This is a genomic window from Sphingomonas citricola, from assembly GCF_019429535.1.
GTDB classification, from domain to species: domain Bacteria; phylum Pseudomonadota; class Alphaproteobacteria; order Sphingomonadales; family Sphingomonadaceae; genus Sphingomonas; species Sphingomonas citricola.
The window spans coordinates 167,441-187,583 of sequence record NZ_JAHXZM010000007.1 but is presented as its reverse complement, the minus strand read 5'-3'; the positions used below and the strand labels follow the sequence as shown (position 1 = coordinate 187,583).

Below are 20,143 nucleotides of genomic sequence, written 5' to 3'. Positions count from 1 at the left end.
CCCCCCGCGTTGGTAGTGTCGGGAAGGCCGGTCGTCGCGTGAACGATGAACGGGTGAACACGCGGCGCTGGCGAGAGCCAAAAGGCACATGCTGCCAACTCTCAGCCAATCGGGCTTGGGAAGGGTCATGCTGATGATCAGAGCGGCGTTGGCGCTGGATAACACGGTTGCTGGCGCGATGATGCGGCGCGCTGAATTGCGACACTCATCGCCGAAGCCTGAACTCTTCCGTCGCGCGACGGCAATTCAGAGCATGAGCGATTGTCGCGTCACCTTATTGATAGCGGCGGCACACGAAACTTCAGCCTTTCCCTCGCTGTGTGGACGGCGCACGTTCGCGGCGACACATGAGGGGTAATGACCATGCGCACGCTCATCCTGGCCTTGCTGGCAGCGGCCACTCTCCCAAATATCGTTCAAGCACGCACCTTCGAACTCAGGGCGACGCCGGAGACGGTCGCCTGGGGCCACTACGATGCCGCAGACAAGCCGGTACTGACCATTCGGTCCGGCGACACGGTGGTGATCCACACGCTGCTGACCAACAGCCCCGCCGGACTTAAGAAAGCTGGCGTCGATCCAAAGCAGATCGAGCCGGCCCTGCGCGCGGTGTACGACGGCGTACCTGCGAGCGCGCGGGGACCTGGCGGACACATTCTTACCGGCCCGATCGTGATCGAGGGCGCGGAGCCCGGCGACACGCTCGAGGTGCGAATCCGCAAGATCGATCTTGCCATTCCGTACGCCTACAATGCTTTTCGCTACGGTGCCGGGTTCCTGACGGACGACTTTCCGTATGCGCGCATGAAAATTGTCCCGCTTGACACCAAACGGATGGTCGCCCGGTTCGCACCCGGCATCGAGGTACCGCTCGCGCCCTTTTTCGGAAGCATGGGCGTGGCGCCACCGCCATCCTTTGGCCGCTACGATTCCGCACCGCCGACGATCAACGGTGGCAACATGGATGACAAGGCACTGGTGGCAGGGACGACGCTGTTCCTGCCCGTTCATGCGCCCGGCGCGCTGTTTCAGGCCGGCGACGGTCATGCCGCGCAAGGCAATGGCGAAGTAGATATCACCGCGCTGGAGACGTCACTCACCGGCACACTGGAGTTCGTCCTCCACAAGAAGACCGCTCAGACCTATCCACGCGCGGAGACACCGAAGGCCTATATCGCGATGGGCTTCGACGATGACCTGAGCAACGCCACCCGCAAGGCGCTGCGCAACATGATCGACTTCCTCGTCGCCGAGAAAAGCATGACGCGCGACGACGCCTATATGCTCGTCAGCGTCGCGGGCGACGTCGAGATCACCGAGCTGGTCGACCGCAACAAAGGCGTGCACGTGGTTGTACCAAAAGCGTTATTCATCGCGCACTGAACATCGTCATACCGTGTCGGGATGACGATCGAGATTGATCGACGGTGATCTGAGTTTCACGATCGCGTGACCGACGAGGCGCAGCGAGCTGACCGGTTGATGACGCCGCCTACGGGCTAGAGCGAAAATGGTCTGCAGTCGCGGACGTGGCCAAACCCCATTTCGGTATCACACCCGGTTCATTCTCGGCTACGGTTGCACCAAGATCTGCGGAGCGTAGCGGCGGGAGAGGAACGCGATGAACGACAAGCCGGCCAATGCAACGGCTATGCGCGCGCTGCAGGTCATCTGCGGTGCGGCGGCCCTCCTCCTGCCGTCGTCAGTTGTGGCCGAGCCAGTGGCTCCGGCAGTCGATCCCATCCGCGTCCTTGTGAAGCGTCTCGACCTCGAACGGTACAAGGCGACGATCAAAAGCCTCACCCGCTTCGGCGATCGTCGTCAGGGCACCGCCCGTAACCGCGCCGCGATTGACTGGATCGCAACGCAGCTGAAGAGCTACGGCTGCACCAACACCGAGCGCCTTCGATACACGTTCGGCGACGAGCCCGTACACCGGGTCGCACCGGCGCGGGCAGCGGTCGCAAAGGGGTCGGACGAACCCGGCCTGTCAGTCGGCGGAGGCCGCTCGCGCGGCGTAACACGCCCGACCGGCGTAAACACCGATCCGACTGCCCAACCCGACGCCCGGATCAGGGCGTTAGATACGCCGCCCGCCGTCGCGGGCACGCGCGAGGAGGTCTATTGCACCAAGATCGGCAGCCTCCATCCGAATGAGATGTACATTGTCAGCGCACACATGGACGGCATCGGTTTCGGGGAAGCGGCGAACGACGATGGTTCGGGCACCGCGCTGGTGATGGAGCTGGCACGCGTGTTGAGCAGCCCTGATGTGCGGACCGACCGGTCGATCCGTTTCATCCTATGGAATAACGAGGAGACGGGTCTGAACGGCGCTCGGGCGTATGTCGACCAGCGCGCATCGCTGCAAGGCAAGGAATGGCCCGTCAGTTCCGGTCGCTACCCCGAACCCAAATGGCTCGGCGTCATTCAGCACGATATGATGTTGTTCGATCACGGCATGCCCCGAGCCGATGGCAGCATGAGCCCGCGGCAGCGTCCCGAAGCCGACGTGAACATCGAATTCCAGGCAGCGTCCAAGTTCGCCGCCCAGTCGCAAGAGCTGGCCGGGGCGCTGCAAGCCGCTAACGAGCGTTATGCGACCGACTATCCAGCCGCAGTCGGACGCCACATGACCAATACTGATTCGACGCCGTTCATGGATTTGGCGCCGGCCGTCAGCCTGCGTGAGAACGAGCGCGGGGCACAGGTCGGAAGTGGCTGGGACCCGCAGTGGCACCAGCCGACGGACCTCTATTCGACCTACGACGACAAGGACTTTCTGCTCGGTCTGAACGCGGCACAGACCACCTTGTCGGCGACAGCGCGGCTGGCGGGCGCGACACTGCGCTAGATGCCCGCCCCTCCCCTGAGTCGAAGATTGAAGAAGGGTGAGCGGATACCTACCAGAATCACGCCCGAGAGCACCCTGATTGAGACCCGTCCCCCTTCCCAGAAGGCGGCTCTTTCAAGCGCGTGACGGCAAAGGGGCGACACCAGGCGACCTGCTAGTGGTTCAACAATTCCAGGGCGACTAACCCCAGTTGCGGGCATTCGCGAAAGTCTCTGCGCTCTCCGCTTTCCGCTATTAATCTACCGACCTTCGACGGAGAGGAATTGCTCCGACGCGACCTTAACCGTTTGTTGGCAGTGGTCCTGCGATGGGCTGATCTATGTTAACACCGCAGCCTACGGCTCTCTTGGCCTCCCTTGAAGACGAACCGGCAAAAGCTCTGCCGCCCGCCCTTCAAAATAGCCTGGCGCGCCACCGCGAGAATCTCGCATCGATGGTGTCCGCTCTGCAAGCGGCGGGATTAGATGAGGCGAGCATCGAAGGCCATCTGAGCGTGCTGATCGACAGCTATCGCGCCGAGCTGGCGGCAGCGCTTCATCATATGGCTGGCGAAGCATGACCGGGGTTTCGCCATACGACGAGGCTGCCCGGCTTGCAGCCTTGCGCCGCCTGGATGTCCTCGACACCGCACCGGAGGAGCAGTTCGAGAAGATCGTCGGCCTCGTCCGTGCCGTTTTGGGCGTTCCGATTGCGACGGTAACCTTGGTCGATGCGCACCGCCAATGGTTCAAGGCGCAGCACGGCATGCCGGTATCGGAAACGCCACGCTCGACTTCCTTCTGCACCCATACGGTGGCGGCACGTGCCCCGTTAATGATCGCTGACGCCACGCTCGATACGCGCGTCTGCGACAGTCCGTTGGTCGTCGGCGAACCGTTCATCCGTGCGTATCTTGGCGTGCCGCTTATGACTCCAGACGGTCATGCCGTGGGCGCCCTGTGCGCGATCGACACCGCGCCGCGAACGTTCACCGCTGCGCAGATCGACGTCCTAGCCGGTTTCGCCCGTCTGGTCGTCGATGAGCTGGAATTGCGCCAAGTCGCGGTCACCGACCAATTGACCGGCTGTCTGTCCCGTCGCGGCTTTCTGGCAGCGGTAGACAGCGAGATCGAACGGTGTCGCCGTTACGGCCGTTCAGCCTCGCTCGCCGTTCTCGACGTCGACCATTTCAAGCGGGTAAATGATACCTTCGGCCATGCTGCTGGTGATGCTGTGCTTCGCCAGCTTGTTCAACACTGTGGAACCGTTCTTCGTCCGGTCGATCTCGTGGGCCGTTTAGGCGGCGAGGAGTTCGGCATATTGCTCCCCGAAACGGGCGAGGATGCTGCGACCCACGCCATCGAGCGTCTGCGCACCTCCATTGCCATAGCGCCGTTCGAGATTGGTGCTGCTAACCCTTTGTCGGTAACAGCTAGCTTCGGCCTAACGCGTTTCGTGTCCGGCGATCGACCAGATGGATGGTTGGAACGTGCCGATGGCGCCCTCTACGCAGCTAAGCGGGGAGGAAGAGACCGCGTGAATGTCGCAACCGATGCGCCCACCCCTGCAGCCGCCTGATGTTCGTCGTCTGGCTCCGGAATAGCGCTTAAGACCCAAAAAACAGACGTGCAGAGCTCGTTTGCCAGTACCTGGATCCAGTCATTCGTTAATTAAGCAAGTGGCTGCACCCAAAAGCATGTCACTGGGCGAACCATCGGCTGGGATTGAAGCGGGCTCGCCCGACGTTTGACATTCTTCGTAGATGTATGGCCCGGTGCTGATTGGCACTTTGTGTCCAGTGATGCCGACCCATGACATCTGTCACTACGCGGCTCTCTTCGCATGCCGCATGAAATGAACCTCATCGACGAGGTTCAACGATGCTTTTGACCGCCTTTGCAATTGCCGCTGCCCTGCAGCACACCACCGCTGCTGCCCCTGCAACGACAGTGCCGTTAGCTGTCACCCCGCAACACATCCGCAACGGCGGCATGATCGGCGATCTCTATCGGCCCGCGCGCGCCGGGCGTGCACCCGCGCTCTTACTGCTCGGCGGATCGGAGGGCGGCCTTGGTAAAGCTGCCGCTGCGCAGGCCGCGGCATTGGCTGCCCACGGCTATGTCGTGCTCCAGCTTTCGTATTTCGGCAGCCCCGGCCAGCCTTACGCCCTGAAGTCGATTGAGCTCGGGACCTTCACGCGCGCACTAGACTGGTTGAAGAAGCAGCCAGGGGGCGCGGCGGACCGCGTCGGCATCGTCGGTACGTCCAAGGGCGCCGAGGCAGCGCTGCTCGTTGCCTCGCGCCGAACCGATCTCAAGATCGCGGTGCTCGGCGTGCCCTCCAGCGTCGTTTGGCCGGGGATCGACCCGGCAGGACTGGTCACAGAAAGCTCATGGACCACGGGTGGCAAGCCAGTGCCGTTCACGCCTTACGGCTGGACTGGGGAATGGCGCGGCATCCATGCCCTGTATGCCGACGCGCTTGCCGATCCGGCCAAGGCCGCGGCGGGCGCCATCCCCGCCGAGCGTGCGCAGGCCGCGATTGTGATGGTTTGCGGCGAAGCAGATGCGCTGTGGCCGTCCTGCCCGATGGCGCGGGCGGTCGAAACACGGTTGCAGGCCGCCAGATATAAGCATCCCGTCACCGTGCTTGCCTATCAGGACGCGGGCCATACCGCCTTCGGCCCACCCCCCGTGTCTGCTTCGCAAACCGCTGGCACGGCCGCTCCACTTGGCGGGAGCGTCGCCGGCAATCGCACCGCGCGGGTCGACGGCTGGCCAAAAATTCTGGCCGCGCTCGATGCCGCACTGGTGTCGGGAGTCGATGGATGAGCGGTGATCTCTCCGATGTCGCGCGGTTGACGTGCGTATCGAAACGGCTCGGCGGACGCAGCGTGGTCGCCGAGCTCGATCTCGGCATTCGCGCCGGCGAGGTGACCGCATTGCTTGGTCCGAACGGCGCGGGCAAGACGACCTGCGTGTCGCTGTTGACCGGCCGCATCGCGCCGGATGCAGGCACGGCGGACCTCTTCGGGCTCGACCCACGCCGGCCCGCCGCACGCCGCCGTCTTGGCGTGATGTTGCAAAGCGCCGGCCTTCCCGACGTGCTGACGATCACCGAGCTGTTGACGCTGCAATCGGGCTATTATCCCGATCCGCTGCCACTGGACGAAACGCTCGCGCTTGCCGGGCTCACCGACCTCGTCGATCGCCGCTGCGCGGCCCTGTCGGGCGGCCAGGCACGACGCGTTCATTATGCGCTGGCGATCTGTGGCCGGCCCGACCTCCTCGTCCTTGATGAACCCACCGCCGCGATGGATCGCGCGTCTGCCCGTGTACTGTGGGGCACAGTTCGTGCTCTGGCGAACGATGGCGCCGCGGTGCTGCTGACCAGCCACGATCTGGCGGAGGCCGACGCGCTTGCCGACCGGATCGTGGTGATGGACACCGGACGGATCGTCGCAGACGACACGCCCGCTGCGCTGCGCGCACGCGCCGGAGGATCGGTGATCCGCTGCCGCAGCCGACTAACCCCGGAGCGCGCCGCATCGGCACCCGCCGTCAGGAATGCCGACATGGAAGGAGCAGACCTGCGCATCGTCACCTCGGATGCCACGGCGACCGTTCGCGCGCTCCTCGACACCGATACCGCGCTCGCCGATCTGCGCGTCGCTGATGCCACGTTGGAGGATGCGATCGCCGCCCTGCTCTCAACCCAGCCAGAAAGGCTCGCCGCATGACCGCACTTGTTGCAACCCCGACCGGCATATGGTCGCGCGAGGCGGTAGCCGAGCTCAAGCGCACGTCGCGACTGCCCCAGTTCCTCGTGCCCACAGTTCTTACCCCGGCCGCGTTCTACGGACTATTCACGCTGGCGGTCTCCAAATCCCCCTCCCCCGAATATGCCCTCGGGACGCTGGCGGGCTATGGCGTGTTCGCGGCAACGGGTCCGGCGCTGTTCGGCTTCGGCGCGGGTGTCGCGATGGAGCGCGAACAAGGGCTAATTGAATTGAAACGCGTCTCGCCGATGCCGGCCGGTGCCTACGTCGCGGCGAAGCTGGTTGCAGCCGTTGCCACCACCGCACTGGCGCTTACGCTGATCGATGCGCTGGCTATCGTTGCAGGGGTTCGCTTGTCCGCGGCAGCTTGGGGCGCGCTGACGCTACTGCATCTCGGCTCGACGATACCCTTTGCGCTGATCGGGTTTGGCATGGGTATGCGCATGAGCGGAAAGGGTGCGGTGGCGATGGCCAACGCCCTGTTTCTCGGCGGATCGGTGCTGGGCGGCCTGTGGATCCCGACCCTCATGCTGCCTGGCTGGATGCGGACGCTGGGCCAGGTCACGCCCTCCTACCATCTCGGCCAGCTCGCGCGCGGGATCGTCGGGATCGATACGGTCGGTACGACGGTCGGGCATGCGATCGCAGTCGCTGCTATGACCGCTGCGGGGGTTGCATGGTCCTGGACCGGGTGGCGGCGGAGCCCAGCTTGACCAGACGCGCCGACACCGCCGAGGGTGGCGCCATGCGCACAGCGGAAAAACGATGGTGGGACGGGCCGTGGCCATGGCTCGTTTACCTGATCTTCCTGCCCCTCCCCTGGCTGTGGAAATTGCCGGACGCGGCGACACTGTTCGCATCGGCGCTTGCGGTGACGGCTTTCCTGCCACTCTACGTCGCGGCGCACCGCTGGCAGGGCCTAAAGCTGATCGGCGCCTGCGCCGCGATAACAGCGATCGGCATCGCCCTTGCCGCCGCCCCGGTCGGGTGGACGGTCTTTTCGATCTACGCCGCGTCAGCGATGGGACATGCCCGTCCACGGTCCGTCGCGATTTTTGGCATCGCCGCGATCGCGGTCGCGACGACGCTGACCGGTGTAATGCTGGCCCAACCGACGTTATGGTGGTTCCCGGGCACCCTGCTGGTCGTCATGACCGGCGGCGCGACCATCTCGCGCGAAGCATTCTACGAACGCACCCAGGCGCTGCTCGCGACGCAGGAAGAGGTTCGGCGCCTGGCAGGCACCGCCGAACGCGAACGGATCGCCCGCGATCTACACGACGTCGTCGGCCGCACGCTTACGCTTGTTGCGCTGAAGGCCGACCTTGCCGGCCGGCTACTCGATCGGGACACGGATGCGACGCGCGCGGAGGTGGAGGCGATCGCTGCCGCCGCACGGGCAGGCCTTGCAGATGTCCGCGCGGCGCTGGCGGGGCAAGCGGGCGGCGGCCTGGCGCAGGAGCTCTCCGCTTCGATTGCCGCGTTGCGCACGGCTGGCGTCCATGGGACGCTGATCGGCGAAGCCGCCGACGTTCCTACCAATGCCGGCGCGGTTTTGGCAATGACGCTGCGGGAGGCCGTCACCAACGTGATCCGCCACGCCGGCGCGCGCCATTGCACGATCCACGTCGTCGCCGGCCCCGCCGACGTCCACCTCGTCGTCGAGGACGACGGCGTCGGCCTGTCCAGCCGCGAAGGCCACGGGCTCACCGGCATGCGCCAACGACTGGTCGCTGCCGGCGGAGCCCTGCATCTAGCCTCTGCTCGACCCGGCACCCGCCTCCAGGCGAGCGTACCGTCATGACACCCATTCGTATCGTGATAGCGGAGGATCAAGCGCTCGTGCTCGGTGCCATTGCCGCCTTGCTATCGCTAGAGCCTGACTTGACGATCGTCGGCCGCGCAGCCGATGGCGACGCGGCGCTAGCGATGGTGCGAGATCTTGCGCCGGACGTCTTGCTGACGGACATCGAGATGCCTGGTCTAAGCGGCCTGGACCTGGCGGGACGCCTAGCCGACGTGCACCCGCGGACCGCCGTTGTCATCGTGACGACCTTCGCCCGGCCTGGCTATCTCGCCCGGGCAAAAAGTGCCGGGGTGCGCGGCTATCTGCTAAAGGACGCGCCAGTTGACGACCTTGCGGCCGCTATCCGCACCGTTGCGGGCGGCGGCCGCGCAATCCCCGCCGATCTGGCCGCAGCCGCCATAGAGATCGGTTGCGATCCGCTAACTGACCGCGAACGCGATACGTTGCGCCTCGCAGCGGAGGGGCTGTCGAACAAGGCCATCGCCGATCGGCTCGGCCTGTCGCCGGGTACGGTCCGCAATTACCTGTCCGATGCAGCAGGAAAGCTGGGCGCGGCAAACCGCATCGAAGCGGGCCGCACAGCGCGGCAGAACGGATGGCTGTGACACAATTGCGGTCGCTCAGTGGTGTCGTTCCCTTTGCCGGAAACGGGCACTTGTTCGTCTCGGCAGGTACGATCAGGATGCACATGGTAGGTTACACCGGCTGATCGAGTTTTCCCGGATGCAGTCAATCTGGCGCAGATTTCTGACACTCCGAACTTCGCAGAAAACCGTGGCTCGCGCGTCGGTGTCACAACCGGACGGTTGTGACACCATCGGTCACGTAAGATACGCATGGACGATCTCGACCAATTCCTCTGCTGCGGCACGTTGCGGGCTGTCAGCAGATGACGACGGATCGATCAGATGCTCGCGGATGTGGTCCTCGATGACCTCGGCAATGAACCCGTCCAGTGCGCCCCGGCACGCCGTCGCCTGTTGCAGCACGCGCGCGCACTCGCGGTCCTCCTCGACCGCGCGCTCGATCGCCTCAAGCTGCCCGCGCATGCGTTTGAGGCGGTTGAGCAGCTTCTTCTTCTCTTTCTCGACGTGGCTCATGCCTGCTCCGGTTATTCGGGGTTGATCCTATACCCCGGATAGGTATGTGGCGTCCATCGGTCGCGAAGGTTCGCGACTCGAAACCACGGTGCGCGCCTGCGCGCCAGACGAAGGACCAAGATGAACGCCCGATCTACCGCCGTGTCCAGCGAGGGTGACAGTAGGAGCTTTGCTCCGCTGATCCGCACCGCGGGACATGAAACGGTCGGGGAGTTCGCGCCCATCGCCTGATTGCGGTGTCGCCGATCTCCCGGACCGGATTTTCACCCGGAATACCAGGAGGTCGCCATGACCCTGCTTGTGCTGCGTGTCGAACGACACGCCGATACCATCCGCGTCGAGCATCTGAGCCGACGCATTCGCCTTGCTCTCTATACGTCCGGCATTCCGCGAAGGCGGGTGGTCTGATCCCGATCACCCGGCGCCCCTTCTCTGCGCCGTAACCGAATAGCAGCAGGATAATCTCATGATCCGGACACCCTCGCTGCGGGCGAGCGCCTGCGCGCTTGCCAGCGTCACTCTTCACGCGCCTGCGATGGCTCAGGACATTCAGGAGCGCGCACCCGCCGTCACCGCGCCCGCCGCAACTGTCCCGTCAGATGCGATGCCCGCGGATGAACGCATTGCGATCCACGGTCAGGCGACATTCGTCCTCCAGGGCACGCCTGGCTTCGCCTCTCCGTACAGCGGCACCAACAGCCTGACGCCGCGGCAGACCAAGGAGACGGTGGACGTGACGCTTTACGCCGGCGTGCGCCCGTGGGCGGGTGGCGAGCTATGGGTGAACCCCGAGATCGATCAGGGTTTCGGTCTATCGAACACGCTGGGCGTCGCAGGCTTCCCGAGCGCGGAAGCGTACAAGGTCGGCCGGAGCAATCCCTATTTCCGGCTTCAGCGGCTGTTCTTCCGCCAGACGATCGGATTGGGTGGGGAGCGCGAGGCGGTAGCGGGCGTCGCCAATCAGCTTGGCGGATCGCGCATGACCGATCGCCTCGTGCTGACCGCGGGCAAGTTCGGCGTCGGCGATGTGTTCGACACCAACAGCTACGCGCACGATCCGCGCGGCGATTTCCTCAACTGGTCGGCGGTCGATGCCGGCAGCTTCGATTATGCCGCGGATGCTTGGGGCTACACTACCGGCGTCGCGGCCGAATGGTATCGACGCGCATGGACGCTGCGCTTGGGCGCCTTCAACCTGTCGAAGGTGCCCAACGGCGAAACCCTAGAGACAGGGTTTCAGCAATACCAGTTCGATGCCGAGATCGAGCATCGTCATATGCTTGCCGGTCGGCCGGGAGCCGTGCGTGTAACGGTGTTCCGCAATCGCGGACGGTTCGGGCGCTTTGACGAAGCGCTGGCGCTGGCAAGGCTCAGCGGCGACGATGCCGATACGGCGCTGGTGCGTCGTCGGCGCACGCGCGCCGGTATCAGCGTCAACGCGGAGCAGGCCGTCACCGACGCGCTGGGCATCTTCGCTCGCACCGGCATCGCCGATGGCCAGGTCGAGCCCTATGATTTCACCGATATCGATTGCACGGCGCAGCTCGGCCTGGCGCTCAAAGGCGCCGGGTGGGGACGTGTCGGCGATACGGTCGGCGCAGTGTTCATCGTCAACGGCATCAGTCGCGAGCATCAGCGCTATCTCGACGCGGGCGGCCTGGGGGTTCTGGTCGGCGATGGGCGGCTTCCGCACCCCGGCTCGGAATATATCGGCGAAGCCTATTACAAAATAGTCGCGGTAAAGGGTGTCGAGTTCTCGCTCGACTATCAGTTCGTCGCAAACCCCGGTTACAATCGCGACCGCGGCCCGGCCAACGTGTTCGCGTTTCGCTCGCACGGAGCCTTTTGACGGTGCCCGGCCGATGTCCCGGCACCGCCACACCCCGGCGCGGTGGGAGCTGATGGTGCCGCCCCGTGTCTGGTTCACCCTGGTAGACGGGTCACTCCACGGCATCCGTCTGCTTGTCCGTACTCGCATCCGCGCACCGCCGCTGCTGAGTTTCGGCATGATCCTGACCGCACGCTTCTCGCGTGCCGGCGTCGCCTCATGGCGGCATCGGATTACGAGAAAAGGATGACGATGTGACGCCTCAAGCGCCTGACGTTCAGCGCACCGGATTCCTCGGCTTCTCGCCCCGTCGCCTCCGCGGCGGCATCGGCTGGCCAGATCTGGCGCTGTTCGCGATCCTGCTTGCCGCCGGTGTCGGCGTTGCCAGCGGTGTGCATGACGCGATCGAGCCGCTGTCACGGCTTCGCGTGGAGGCGGTGACGCTCGATTGGCGCAATCTGCCCCAATATGCGCTGCTGACGACGCTACGCCTGTTCGCCGCGCTGGCGGCATCCTTCGTCTTCACGGTGCTGGCCGCGACCGCGGCGGCCAAGAGCCGGCGCGCCGAACTGGTCATCATCCCGGCGCTAGACATCCTCCAGTCAGTGCCGGTGCTCGGCTTCATGACCTTCACCGTCACCGCGTTCATGGGCCTGTTTCCCGGCAGCCGCGTGGGCGTTGAATGCGCCGCGATCTTCGCGATCTTTACGAGCCAGGCCTGGAACATGGCCTTCAGCCTGTACCAATCGCTGCGACAGGTGCCCGCAGACCTGAACGAGGTCGCCAGCGGGTTCGGCCTGTCGCCGTTGCGCCGGCTGCTGCGCGTCGAGCTTCCGTTTTCGACGCCGGGCCTCGTGTGGAACGCGATGATGTCGATGTCGGGCGGCTGGTTCTTCGTCGTCGCGTCGGAAGCGATCAGTGTCGGCCATACCCAGATCATGCTGCCCGGCATCGGGTCGTGGCTCGCGCTCGCGATCGAGCGACAGGACCTGACGGCGGTAATGCAGACGGTCGCTGCGATGGCGATCGTCATCTTGGCTTACGACCAACTTGTGTTCCGGCCCATCATCGCCTGGGCGGACCGCTTCCGCGTCGAACAGACCGCCAGCGCCCATCCGCCGCTGTCCTGGGTTTACGACCTCTTCCGGCGCGCTCGGTTGCTGCCGTCGCTGACGGCGCCGCTAAGGGTCGGAGCGGCACTGATCTTCGTGGCGGAGGCCGCGCCCCGACCGATAAAGCAGCGTCGCCGGTTCGCCCCGCGCAAGGACGCGCCGTCGCCCGGCCTGCGCTTGTGGACGGTGCTGGTCATCGCTGCCGCGATTGCGGCGAGCCTCTATGCCGTTCGCTTCCTTGGCCAGACGCTGACACCAGGCGATGCCGTACGAGCGCTGGGTTACGGCCTACTGACCTTGCTGCGCGTCGTCGTGCTGATCGCCGTCGCCAGCCTGATCTGGGTGCCGATCGGTGTCTGGATCGGCCTGCGGCCGCGCTGGGCAGCGCGCATCCAGCCAATCGCGCAGTTCCTCGCCGCCTTCCCGGCCAACGTCCTGTTCCCGATCGCGGTGGTCGTCATCGTCCGCTTCCACCTCGATGCCGATGTCTGGCTGTCGCCGCTGATGGTGCTGGGCACGCAATGGTACATCCTCTTCAACGTCATCGCCGGCGCAAGCGCGATCCCCAACGATCTGATCGAAGCGAACCGGATGTTTGGGGTGCGAGGCTGGCAATGGTGGCGACGCCTGATCCTGCCCGGTATCTTCCCCTATTACGTCACCGGAGCGCTAACCGCGTCCGGCGGTTCGTGGAACGCGAGCATCGTCGCCGAGGCCGTGTCCTGGGGATCGACCCACCTGCGTGCGACGGGGCTTGGCAGCTATATCGCGGACGCGACCGCGGCCGGCGACAACGCGCGTGTGCTGCTCGGCATCATGGTCATGTCGGTGTTCGTGATCGCAATCAATCGCCTGCTCTTCCGCCCGCTCTACCGCATTTCCGAACGCCGCCTGCGCCTGTCCTAAGGAACCCCAAGGCCATGACCATCGCCCGCCCCAAGCCCGTCGTCACCATCGAGCGCCTGAGCCACAGCTATGGCGGCGTCGAAGGCGGCACGCTGATTCTCGATAATGTCGAGCTGAACGTGAACGAGGGCGAGGTCGTCGGCCTGCTCGGGCGGTCGGGCTCGGGCAAATCCACCCTGCTGCGCTCGATCGCCGGTCTGGTCAGCCCGACCGCGGGCGAGCTGACCTTCGCGCCCGATGACGCCGGTGATCCCCGCTCGGTCGCAATGGTGTTCCAGTCGTTCGCGCTGATGCCGTGGCTGACCGTCCAGCAGAATGTCGAGCTGGGCCTTGAAGCGCAGCGGGTGCCTGCGGACGAACGACGCCGACGTGCATTGGCCGCGATCGACCTGATCGGCCTCGATGGGTTCGAGAATGCCTTCCCCAAGGAGCTATCGGGCGGCATGCGCCAGCGCGTTGGTTTGGCGCGCGCGTTAGTGGTTGAACCGTCGCTGTTGCTGATGGACGAACCCTTCTCTGCGCTTGATGTTCTGACCGCTGAGACGCTGCGAACCGATCTTCTCGACCTGTGGGACGAGGACAAGCTGGGCATCTCGTCGATCCTGATCGTCACCCACAATATCGAGGAGGCGGTTCTGATGTGCGACCGCATCCTTGTTCTCTCATCCAACCCCGGGCGGATCGCCACGGAGTTCCGGGTCGATCTTCCGCAACCGCGCGATCGGCTCGATCCGGTGTTCCGTGACTTGGTCGAGCAGATTTATGCCCGGATGACGCAGCGCCCCGTACCGTCGCCCGCATCCGCTACGCCGTCGATCGAACACAGTATCGATCGTCCGCTACCCGACGTGTCGGTCAACACGCTCGCCGGCCTGATCGAGGAGGTCGAGGCCGCCCCGTTCTCGGGCCGCGCGCCGCTCTCAGCCCTCGCGGACACACTTCAACTCGAAATCGATGACCTGTTTCCGATTGTGGAAAGCCTCCAGCTCCTGCAGTTCATCGACGTGGTGGACGGGGATGCGGTGCTGACCAAGCGCGGTCACGCATTCGCGCAAGAGGACACGGATCAGCGGAAGGCCAATTTCCGGCGCACGCTGGAGACGCATGTGCGGCTTGCCCGCCATATCCGCACGGTGCTGGACGAACGGCCGACACACCAGGCACCGGCACGTCGTTTCCGCGACGAGCTGGAGGATCACATGTCGCCTGACTTTGCCGACGTGACGCTGAAGGCGGTAACGGAATGGGGCCGCTACGCGGAGCTGTTCGCCTATGACGATGACGATGACAGGTTCAGCCTCGATGACCCGGCCTGAACCATACTCACCTGATTACATAGGTGTCAGGACCGGACCATTCTGACGCTTGGGTTTTCGGAGGCAATGGCAGTGCTCGAAGGTCGTAGCTCGCGAACACCAGTTCTCAAGCAGTCGAGCCGATCGTCATCGCGCCGTGCTTCCGCTTGGCTTCCGGCTCGACGTGAATCGAGATGACACTGTCCGGGTGCTCGACCTTCAGTGCCGCCTCGATCCTGTCGCAGATGGCATGCGACGCATCGACGGTCATCGATCCGGGCACAATCAAGTGGAAGTCGATGAAGGTCATACGGCCGGCATGCCGCGAGCGAAGATCATGCGCCTCCAGCGCCCCGGCCATGTGCGCGTTGATCGTCGCCTCGACGGCCGCGAGGTCCTCGGGTGGTAATGCGGTATCCATCAGTCCCCCGACGCTTTCCGTGATGAGGTGCCAGCCTGCCCACAGAATGTTGAGCGCCACCAGCGCAGCAAGGATGGGGTCGAGAATTTCCCAACCGGTCAGCGCGACCAGCAATACGCCAACGATCACGCCCCCCGAGGTGTAAACATCGGTGAGCAGGTGCTTGCCGTCCGCCACCAGTGCGGGCGATCGGCGTTGCCGGCCGGTGCGGATCAGCAGCCAGCTCCATAGGCCGTTCAGCGCCGAAGCGCCCGCACTCACGGCAAGGCCCAGCGCAGGGGCTTGCAACGGATGCGGGTCGCGGAACGCGCCATAGGCTTCCCGCAGGATCGCGAGCGAGGCGACGAGGATCAGCACGCCTTCCAGAACAGCGGAGAAATATTCCGCCTTGGAGTGCCCATAGGGATGATCGGCATCGGCCGGTCGCAGGCTGATCCGGATCGCGAAAAATGCCGCTACAGCCGTGACGACGTTGATGATGCTCTCGATCGCATCCGAGTAGAGCGCGACGCTGCCTGTCAGGGCATAGGCGAGGTATTTCAGGCCGAGAACGACCAGACTGACGAGGATGCTCCCCGCCGCCAGTTTGAGAATGTTGGTCGGCTTCGCCGCTGCCTCGCCCGTCACCGGCGGTTGCCTGAGCTAATAGTCGGCATGCAGTTGGCCATGCGGCTTGCGGTTTGCGTCCCTGCCACTTCCTACGCCTCCTTCATGCTGCGCCGGACAGATGCTGGAACAGGATCGATCCGCCGATGGCAACGAGAACGAACCCGCCAAGGATGCCAGCATAGCGACCGAGATAGGGACCGACATGCTTGCCCAGGATCATGCCGCCTGTCGCTACCACCGTCGTGATCCCGCCGATGGCCGCACATGCGATCCAAAGGTTCACGTCCATGAGCGCCAGAGAAACCCCGACGGCCGCGGCATCGATGCTGGTGGCGATGGCGGTCGCGGCCAGACGCCAAAAGCTCGGGCTGGAAGGCTCGGATACCTCGTCCGCATCGTTTTGCTGAAGGGCTTCGCGGATCATATAGGCACCGACCGCGAGCAAAAGCCCGAACGCCACCCAATGGTCGTAGCTGGCGATCCAGTCGTTCAGCAAATAGCCGAGCAGGTAGCCGATCGCCGGTGTCAGCGCCTCGAAGAAGCCGAAGACGATGCCGACGCGCATCGCGTCCGACCAACGGCTCCGCTGCTCCGTCGCGCCTTTACCAAGCGACGCCGCGAAGGCGTCAACGGACAGGCTGGCGCCAAGGGTGCCAAGCGTCAGAATACCAGTCATGCAACATCACTCAGGGGCCTGACAAACAACGACGAGCCCACCTCCGGCCACTTAGAGGCGACACGTCGTTGGTCTTGCCGGGCAAGCCTGATGGCTTGCTGTCCACGCCACGACGGCAATCCGAAGATGCCGGCGATTATGTTGACGAGGACCCCGCATAGCGGGTGGCTACTCCCCAAGGAACGACGCGACCTCTAGCGGGATGGAGCAATACGATCAATCCCATCCGATTGCGCTTGGCCAAAAATAGGCATAGGAGGTACGCCTATTTCACACCTTACCGGGACCAATGCCGATCTCGTCGCGCGCGTTCGCCGCATCGCAGGTAAAGTGAATGCCGTGGAGCGCGAACTGACGGCTGACGCGTCATGCACGAAGGTGCTGCAGCTCGTCGCCGCCGTTCGTGGTGCGGTGAACGGCCTGATGGACGAGATCATCGCCGAACACCTGGAGGCGCACGTCGCGCGGCCCGGGCTGAGCGACGAGGAACGCGCCGAGGGTGCTGAAGAACTGCTGGCGGTGATCCGCCGCTACGCGAAGTAGGTCCGCTGATGGCTATTCTGTCCGAACTCGACGCTCACACCCATGAGCATGTCTACCTCGGCGCAGCGCACGACGAGAATGCGCGGCGCACGCGCTGGGTCGTCGTGCTCACGGCCGTGATGATGATCGGTGAAATTATCGCCGGCTATGTGACGGGCTCGATGGCGCTGCTTGCGGACGGCTTTCACATGGCGACCCACGCTGGTGCGCTGAGCGTCGCGGCGGCTGCCTATTCCTACGCGAAGCGCCACGCCCGCAACCCGGCCTACAGCTTCGGCACTGGCAAGGTGGGCGATCTTGCCGGATTTGCTTCGGCGATGGTGCTGGGCCTGATATCGCTTGCGATAGGCGTCGAGTCCGTTGTCCGGCTTTTCCAACCGATCACCGTCGCGTTCGGTGAAGCCATCTGGATCGCGGTAATTGGCCTGCTGGTGAACATCGCCTCCGCTTTCCTGCTTTCCGGCGGGCACGGGCACGACCATGGGCACCATCATCATCACGGTCACGATCATGGGCACGGGCATCACCACGGCCATGGTCATGCCGGCGACAACAATCTGCGCTCGGCGTACATCCACGTCCTGGCCGACGCGCTGACGTCGGTACTCGCGATTGCGGCCCTCGTAGCCGGGCGATATTTGGGCTGGGTTTGGATGGACCCGGTCATGGGGATCGTCGGCGCGATCGTCATCGCGCGTTGGTCATGGACGCTGATGCGGGACACATCGGCTATCCTGCTCGATCGGACTGACAACCATGTCGCGGACGAAATTCGTGAGCTGGTCGAGACACCCGGCGATGCGCGGATCACCGATCTCCACGTCTGGCGGGTGGGGCCGGACGCCCATGCCGCGATCGTCAGTGTCGTCGGAAAGGCTGACGTGACGCGTCAGCTGATCGAACGCCGGCTCGCGCCGGTGCACGAACTCGCTCACCTTACCATCGAACGTCGTTGAACCATGAAATCGCCCTGCGTCGAGCTATGCGGCTTCGATGGTCGTAGTGGCTAGTGCCGGGGGTGCGGTGGCTCGCGTGAGGAAGTGCGGCGCTGGCGCAACTTGCGACCTGGTGAAGCGCGCCGGGTGCTGGACGATTTGCCCCGTCGACTGACGAAACTGGCGCAGACGGACTCGCCGGCTCGGGCGAGCAAATCATGATCTATCTGGCCATCAAGGCAGCGATCTCCGGGGTGCTTATCGCCGTCGCCTCGGAGCTGGCGAAACGCTTTCCCGGTTTCGGGGCGCTGATCGCGTCACTTCCCCTAGTGTCGGTGCTGGGCATGATCTGGCTGTGGAACGCGGAGCCGGACGTGGAGAACATGGCTGCGCACTCCACGGCGACGTTCTGGTACGTCCTGCCATCGCTGCCGATGTTCCTCGTCATTCCCGTTCTGCTTCGGCAGGGCTTGCCCTTCTGGCTGGCTCTGGGATTGGGGTGCCTGCTGACGATCCTACTCTATTCCACGATGACATTCGTCGGACCTAGGTTCGGCCTCAGGCTGTGACGATAACCGACAGGTGCAACGTTTCCGGCTGCCCGCTTTAGCCATCGGCGCGCGAGCCTAATCAGGTGTCACAACCGAACGGTTGTGACACCAAGCCGTTGGTCATCGTCCCGCTACCACCGACCCAATCGCGGTCACTCTGCGGCATCTTTCCCCTTCCCCGGAAGCCGACGCTTGTTCATCTTGGTAAGGACGAAACGGGTGCAGATCTTGGGTCTGCACCGGATAATTGGTTATCCTCCGATGCAGCCCATTTTACACGAACTTACCCTGCGGCACATTTCACAACGGAGCGTGAAACGTCGCAGATGTCGGCAACGGTAACAATGGCGTGGCCCCTTGATACGGCGCCGAGACGCATCGCGATCGCAGCCCGATGAACACGGCGACTGCAGCGTCACCGGCCGAGGCCATTGTGCCGGATGGGGCGGTGTCAGCGCCGCGTCAGGAGCACTGGGCGGCTGCCGACCTTGATCCGCAGCAACTCGTACGGCTTGTGACGCAGGTCGCGGCCGCCATGGAAGCCGGGCTGGCGATGAAGCTGGTTCGCGGTGAAATACAGGTAGCCATCGGGGCCGATCGACAGGGTATCGGGCCAGCTAATCCGCGGATCGCTGACCAGCGTCGACCAACTGCCGTGATCGAAGACGCGGATCGCGTTATGCTCGTAGTCACCGGCGAAGACGCGGCCCCTGTCGTCCTCGGCAATGCCGTCGGACGCACCCTTGCGCCCCATGCTGCGAACCGCGCGGGCCAAGGCCTCCTCGGGAACCGACGGATCGCGCAGTAGCGCCGTGGGTACGGCATGGAGGGTCCGGCCCGAGAGCGGCCCGTAATAAAGCATGGTGCCGTCGGCGCTCAGCGCGATCGCATCGCTGGCGATGGCGACCGGCGTCGCGGCCCCGCTAGCCGGGCGGTTCATCAGCACCTCGCCGTCCACTATCGGTGTGAAGCCCGGCTCCGGGTTGGTCGTCGCGTGGCCGGACAGCCGGCGGATCGCCCGCGCGCTGGCGATGTCGACGACGATAATGCCCCCAATGCCGGCATTGCTGCTATCGGTGATATAGGCGACGCCCTGCTCCCCCTGCCGCAAATCGAAGCGAACGTCGTTGAGATAGGTCGTCGGCAGCACGACGCTTGGGGGCAGGACGATCGTCTTGACCACCCGATTGGTCGCGAGATCGATGGCCACGAGCTTCGCGCCCCCGGCTTGTGGCTGCGAGAATTTCGGCGCCGCGGTATCGAGCACCCAGAGGCGGTTCGCGCCATCGGCCACGACGATTTGCACCGAAATGAAGTGGCCGGCGGGGTCAGTCGGGTCGGGCCGGTTGGTCGCCGCGTCGGGATAGGCCACCACCTTGCCATCGATCAGTTCGGCGACCGTGAACGGCGCGTCGTCGCCCCATTGCGGGAAGTTGACGAAGATGCGGCCGTTGGGCGCGACGGTCACGCCGGTCGGCATCGCGCCATTGAAGGCTGCAACCCGCTCGACGGCAGGTGCGGGTGTCAGCGTGGGCGCCGTGGTGCGAGCGGACGTGGCGGCCGGGATTGCTACGGCGGCCACGGTGGCGGCAGCCGCGGTGGCAAGGAATGAATTCATGGTGTCATCTTCCTTAAGATACGGCCCGCCTCGTACGGCTCGGACTGGAGATATTGTGGCGGCGCCTCAATCCAAGCATTGCGGGCGGCGGCAGCGTGCCAGGGCCAGCGCATATCATACAAGGCGGCACG

19 protein-coding genes and 1 pseudogene are annotated in these 20,143 nt (G+C 64.5%); 16 read left to right on the top strand and 4 right to left on the bottom strand.

Annotated elements, in window-relative coordinates; genetic code table 11:
• The first annotated feature begins 363 nt into the window (after nt 1-363).
• The 9 genes from KZ810_RS16115 (at nt 364) to KZ810_RS16075 (ending at nt 9,023) form a co-directional block, all read left to right on the top strand.
• On the top strand, nt 364-1,383 hold the full coding sequence (locus KZ810_RS16115) for an acetamidase/formamidase family protein (protein WP_258045028.1): 1,020 nt from the start codon (nt 364-366) through the stop codon (nt 1,381-1,383).
• Between the two features lie 238 nt (nt 1,384-1,621).
• Nucleotides 1,622-2,854 carry a M28 family metallopeptidase gene (locus tag KZ810_RS16110; protein WP_219770128.1) on the top strand — a complete coding sequence of 411 codons (1,233 nt, stop codon included), beginning with the start codon at nt 1,622-1,624 and terminating at the stop codon, nt 2,852-2,854.
• 319 nt (nt 2,855-3,173) lie between these two features.
• Nucleotides 3,174-3,413, top strand: coding sequence for a hypothetical protein (locus KZ810_RS16105; RefSeq protein WP_219770127.1), 240 nt, complete (start codon nt 3,174-3,176; stop codon nt 3,411-3,413).
• On the top strand, nt 3,410-4,411 hold the full coding sequence (locus KZ810_RS16100; RefSeq protein ID WP_219770126.1) for a GGDEF domain-containing protein: 1,002 nt from the start codon (nt 3,410-3,412) through the stop codon (nt 4,409-4,411). The genes KZ810_RS16105 and KZ810_RS16100 overlap by 4 nt, the downstream gene beginning before the upstream one ends.
• Nucleotides 4,412-4,713: 302 nt before the next feature.
• Complete coding sequence (locus KZ810_RS16095) at nt 4,714-5,664, top strand: acyl-CoA thioester hydrolase/BAAT C-terminal domain-containing protein (RefSeq protein ID WP_219770125.1); 951 nt, start codon at nt 4,714-4,716, stop codon at nt 5,662-5,664.
• Nucleotides 5,665-5,726: 62 nt separating this feature from the next.
• Nucleotides 5,727-6,572: an ABC transporter ATP-binding protein gene (locus KZ810_RS16090; RefSeq protein ID WP_308461581.1), complete on the top strand. Its 846-nt coding sequence runs from the start codon at nt 5,727-5,729 to the stop codon at nt 6,570-6,572.
• On the top strand, nt 6,569-7,324 hold the full coding sequence (locus tag KZ810_RS16085; RefSeq protein ID WP_219770123.1) for an ABC transporter permease: 756 nt from the start codon (nt 6,569-6,571) through the stop codon (nt 7,322-7,324). The genes KZ810_RS16090 and KZ810_RS16085 overlap by 4 nt, the downstream gene beginning before the upstream one ends.
• Complete coding sequence (locus KZ810_RS16080) at nt 7,321-8,415, top strand: sensor histidine kinase (RefSeq protein WP_258045027.1); 1,095 nt, start codon at nt 7,321-7,323, stop codon at nt 8,413-8,415. Before KZ810_RS16085 ends, KZ810_RS16080 begins: the two co-directional genes overlap by 4 nt.
• Entirely contained in the window at nt 8,412-9,023 is a 612-nt protein-coding gene (locus tag KZ810_RS16075; RefSeq protein WP_219770122.1) for a response regulator transcription factor, read from the top strand. The genes KZ810_RS16080 and KZ810_RS16075 overlap by 4 nt, the downstream gene beginning before the upstream one ends.
• Nucleotides 9,024-9,239: 216 nt before the next feature.
• Here the strand turns inward: KZ810_RS16075 and KZ810_RS16070 are convergent, their stop codons facing one another.
• Nucleotides 9,240-9,518, bottom strand: coding sequence for a metal/formaldehyde-sensitive transcriptional repressor (locus KZ810_RS16070; RefSeq protein ID WP_115379995.1), 279 nt, complete (start codon nt 9,516-9,518; stop codon nt 9,240-9,242).
• A gap of 466 nt (nt 9,519-9,984) precedes the next feature.
• Between KZ810_RS16070 and KZ810_RS16065 the strand changes: the two genes are divergently transcribed.
• The 3 genes from KZ810_RS16065 to KZ810_RS16055 all read left to right on the top strand — a co-directional run bounded on the left by KZ810_RS16065 (nt 9,985) and on the right by KZ810_RS16055 (nt 14,680).
• Nucleotides 9,985-11,367: a carbohydrate porin gene (locus KZ810_RS16065; protein ID WP_258045025.1), complete on the top strand. Its 1,383-nt coding sequence runs from the start codon at nt 9,985-9,987 to the stop codon at nt 11,365-11,367.
• Nucleotides 11,368-11,693: 326 nt separating this feature from the next.
• A complete protein-coding gene (locus tag KZ810_RS16060) occupies nt 11,694-13,364 on the top strand; it encodes an ABC transporter permease (protein ID WP_258045043.1) in 1,671 nt (556 codons plus the stop codon).
• Nucleotides 13,365-13,378: 14 nt separating this feature from the next.
• Nucleotides 13,379-14,680 carry an ABC transporter ATP-binding protein gene (locus KZ810_RS16055; RefSeq protein WP_219770120.1) on the top strand — a complete coding sequence of 434 codons (1,302 nt, stop codon included), beginning with the start codon at nt 13,379-13,381 and terminating at the stop codon, nt 14,678-14,680.
• A gap of 106 nt (nt 14,681-14,786) precedes the next feature.
• Here KZ810_RS16055 and KZ810_RS16050 read toward each other — a convergent pair whose 3' ends face one another.
• On the bottom strand, nt 14,787-15,707 hold the full coding sequence (locus KZ810_RS16050; RefSeq protein WP_308461580.1) for a cation diffusion facilitator family transporter: 921 nt from the start codon (nt 15,705-15,707) through the stop codon (nt 14,787-14,789).
• An 82-nt stretch (nt 15,708-15,789) separates the two neighbouring features.
• Entirely contained in the window at nt 15,790-16,365 is a 576-nt protein-coding gene (locus KZ810_RS16045; protein WP_219770119.1) for a manganese efflux pump MntP, read from the bottom strand.
• 267 nt (nt 16,366-16,632) lie between these two features.
• Between KZ810_RS16045 and KZ810_RS16040 the strand changes: the two genes are divergently transcribed.
• The 4 genes and pseudogenes from KZ810_RS16040 (at nt 16,633) to KZ810_RS16025 (ending at nt 18,412) form a co-directional block, all read left to right on the top strand.
• Nucleotides 16,633-16,908, top strand: a complete 276-nt coding sequence (locus KZ810_RS16040) for a metal/formaldehyde-sensitive transcriptional repressor (RefSeq protein ID WP_219770149.1) — start codon at nt 16,633-16,635, stop codon at nt 16,906-16,908.
• An 8-nt stretch (nt 16,909-16,916) separates the two neighbouring features.
• Complete coding sequence (gene dmeF, locus KZ810_RS16035) at nt 16,917-17,864, top strand: CDF family Co(II)/Ni(II) efflux transporter DmeF (protein WP_219770118.1); 948 nt, start codon at nt 16,917-16,919, stop codon at nt 17,862-17,864.
• A 66-nt stretch (nt 17,865-17,930) separates the two neighbouring features.
• Nucleotides 17,931-18,065 (top strand): annotated as a pseudogene (locus KZ810_RS16030) (hypothetical protein); the annotation flags it as partial.
• Entirely contained in the window at nt 18,062-18,412 is a 351-nt protein-coding gene (locus KZ810_RS16025) for a DUF3147 family protein (protein ID WP_219770117.1), read from the top strand. The pseudogene KZ810_RS16030 and the gene KZ810_RS16025, both read left to right, overlap by 4 nt.
• 433 nt (nt 18,413-18,845) lie before the next feature.
• On the opposite strand, the gene KZ810_RS16020 is transcribed toward KZ810_RS16025, so the two are convergent.
• Complete coding sequence (locus tag KZ810_RS16020; protein ID WP_219770116.1) at nt 18,846-20,012, bottom strand: L-dopachrome tautomerase-related protein; 1,167 nt, start codon at nt 20,010-20,012, stop codon at nt 18,846-18,848.
• Nucleotides 20,013-20,143 lie beyond the last annotated feature (131 nt).